Source organism: Mesorhizobium sp. M7A.F.Ca.CA.004.06.1.1, from assembly GCF_003999135.1.
Taxonomy (GTDB): domain Bacteria; phylum Pseudomonadota; class Alphaproteobacteria; order Rhizobiales; family Rhizobiaceae; genus Mesorhizobium.
Genome location: NZ_RZPQ01000801.1, coordinates 1 through 2598, shown reverse-complemented (window position 1 = coordinate 2598; position 2598 = coordinate 1). Strand labels below are relative to the sequence as shown.

General features: G+C 62.6%; 3 protein-coding genes and 1 pseudogene. 3 read left to right on the top strand and 1 reads right to left on the bottom strand.

The window, feature by feature from the left end:
* Together EN906_RS30345 and EN906_RS30340 are read left to right on the top strand one after the other, a co-directional pair.
* Nucleotides 1-188: 2-oxo acid dehydrogenase subunit E2 (locus EN906_RS30345; protein WP_206517196.1), on the top strand; the 188-nt coding region annotated here is incomplete at its 5' end.
* Between the two features lie 115 nt (nucleotides 189-303).
* Entirely contained in the window at nucleotides 304-672 is a 369-nt protein-coding gene (locus tag EN906_RS30340) for a hypothetical protein (RefSeq protein WP_127271283.1), read from the top strand.
* Nucleotides 673-701: 29 nt separating this feature from the next.
* On the opposite strand, the gene EN906_RS30335 is transcribed toward EN906_RS30340, so the two are convergent.
* On the bottom strand, nucleotides 702-1673 hold the full coding sequence (locus EN906_RS30335) for a sugar-binding domain-containing protein (RefSeq protein ID WP_127271282.1): 972 nt from the start codon (nucleotides 1671-1673) through the stop codon (nucleotides 702-704).
* Between the two features lie 259 nt (nucleotides 1674-1932).
* Here EN906_RS30335 and EN906_RS30330 point away from each other — a divergent pair.
* Nucleotides 1933-2553, top strand: a pseudogene (locus EN906_RS30330) (extracellular solute-binding protein); the annotation flags it as partial.
* Between the last annotated feature and the right edge of the window lie 45 nt (nucleotides 2554-2598).

Below are 2598 nucleotides of genomic sequence, written 5' to 3'. Positions count from 1 at the left end.
ATGCGACCATCCTGGCGGTCGGCGCCGGCGAGGAGCGGGCGGTGGTCAAGAACGGCGAGATCAAGATCGCCACCGTGATGTCGGTGACGCTGTCGACCGACCACCGCGCCGTCGACGGCGCGCTGGGTGCCGAACTGCTGGTCGCCTTCAAGAACCTCCTTGAAAATCCGATGGGCCTGCTGGTCTGATCCATCAAGCAGAAGCCGGCGTCGAATGATGCGCCGGCTTACGACAGAAACGACTTGTCAGGCGCCGACCCTTGACCCATGTTCTATCTGGATTGCGATCCAGGGAGGCCAAAATATGCCTGCATTCGACCCGTCTGACGTGAAAACCCTGTTCGGCAAGGTCATGGGCGCGTCGCCATCCGACATCAAGCTGGTGGCGCAGCGCCTGCACGACCACGCCTTCGAGCCGCGCATGTCGGCGGACGAGACCAGGCAGCTCGTCGCCAGCCTCGGCTATGACAGCCTGGACGCGTTCTGCGCCGACATCGGCTTGCCCACCCACATCGCCGAGCGGTGGAGCCGTTTCGGTGTTTCCGGCGAGATGAAGCAGGTGTTCACACTGTTGGCGGCGCAGCGCAAGCGGGTGGCCGAGGCGGTCGCCGAATTCGAATCCATGACCCATGTCGGTGTCGAGGATTTTTTGCGCGAGCGCGGGCTCATTTAGCGGGAAACACCGGAGCCAGTCGAACCGGCTCAGCCGCCCTTGGCAAGCAGCGCCGTGGCGGTATCGCTGTCGGTGATCAGCACGTTGGTGTCGACGGCTTTCAGCGCGGCGAGGATCGCCGCGACCTTGCGCTTGCCGCCCGCGGCAAGAACGACATTAGGCACGTTGCTGACCACATCGAGATCGATGGCCATGACGCGGCTGTTGACCTCGTGGTCGACCAGCCCGCCGGCGGCATCGACGAAATAGCACAGCATGTTGGCGACCGCGCCCTTCGCTTTCAGCGGAGCGATCAGCGATGACGGCACGATGCCATGCCGGAAGATGGTGGCGTCCGGCGACATGTCGCCGACGGTGAGCAGCGCGATGTCGGCGGCGGCCGCGCGTTGGCGCACATCCTGCAGGGTCGGCTGCGCCCAGAGGAGATCGCGCAGCGAGGAATTGTCGACCGTCACCGGCGCGGTGATCTGGTAGCTGTCGACCTCGAAGACGTCTGCGACCTTGGCTGCGACAATCGATGGATTGATCCATTGCGAGTGCGGCAGGCTGCCGACGAGCGCCACCACGCAGGCACGCTTCAGCTGCCGGCGGGCAAGGAAGCCGAGGCTGGCATGCAGGGTCGCGCCGCCACCGATCGCCAGCGTCATGCCGTCCTGCATCTGCTCGCCGAGGTAGGCCGCGACGGCATGGCCGATGGCCTTCTCCAGATGGTCATGCCCCGACGGCGTCGGGATGACGACGGCGGCGTTCAGACCCCAGCGCTTTTCCAGTTCCCGCTCGAGCGCCACCTGTCCGGCGGTCGGCGCGTTGATCATGGTGACGACAATGCCCTCGGCGGTGCAGGAGGCCAGCGTACGCATGACCTTCACCCTGGAGACATCGAGCTTTTCGGCGATCTGTTCCTGGGTGAAACCTTCGACATAGTAGAGCCATGCCGTCTTGACGTTAAGGTCCGACGAGACCATCGGCAGGCGAGCCTGTCTGGGTTTTTCTGTGGTCATCGGTTCCTGTCCCTCATGAGCCGTGGCCTGCCCGGTGCTCATCAAGGAAACACCGGCCGGATGTCAACTGATGCCGGATCTTCGGCGTGTCGATTGTCGCACATTTCTGTTCATTTGTAATTGACATCGTACATATGAACATATTTTGTGGGTTTCACGCGCTGTGTCATCCACCAGTCATATGCGCCGTGCAGGGAGGAAGAGACGGGGAGCCGGCCAGAGCCGGACCGGTCATGCACAGACAAGACAGGAGGTCTCATTGAAGACGCACTTCATCAAGCTGCTGGCCAGCCAGCTGGCACTCGCGGCAACTTTGTTTGCCGGCGTGGCAAACGCCGAAACACTGACGCTCTACACGTCCCAGCCGGAAGCCGACGCGGCCAAGACCGTGGATGCCTTCAAGAAGGCACAGCCGGGTATCGATGTGAATATCTATCGCTCGGGAACGAGCGATATCCTGACTAAGATGGCGGCCGAGTTTGCCGCCGGCAGCCCGCAGCCCGACGTGCTTCTGATCGCCGATGCGGTCTCGATGGAGCTGTTGAAGAAGGACGACCGGCTGCTGCCCTATCCCGAGGCAAAGCTCGAAGGCATCGAAGCGGATGCCTATGATGCCGGCAAGACCTATTTCGGCAGCAAGCTGATCACCACCGGCATCGTCTACAACACCGCGGCGACCGAGAAGCCGCAGCATTGGGCAGATCTCGCCAAGCCGGCCTATGCAGATGGCCTGGTCATGCCGAGCCCGCTCTATTCGGGTGCGGCCGCCTACCTGCTTTCGGGCTTCGTCGGCGATACCAATTATGGCTGGGATTTCTTCCAGAAGCTGAAGACCAACAACACCGTCAGCGTGCGCGGCAATGGTGCGGTGCTGAAGTCGACGAGGATGCCATAGGGCTTCTCGCCCGATGCCACCGACTTCAGC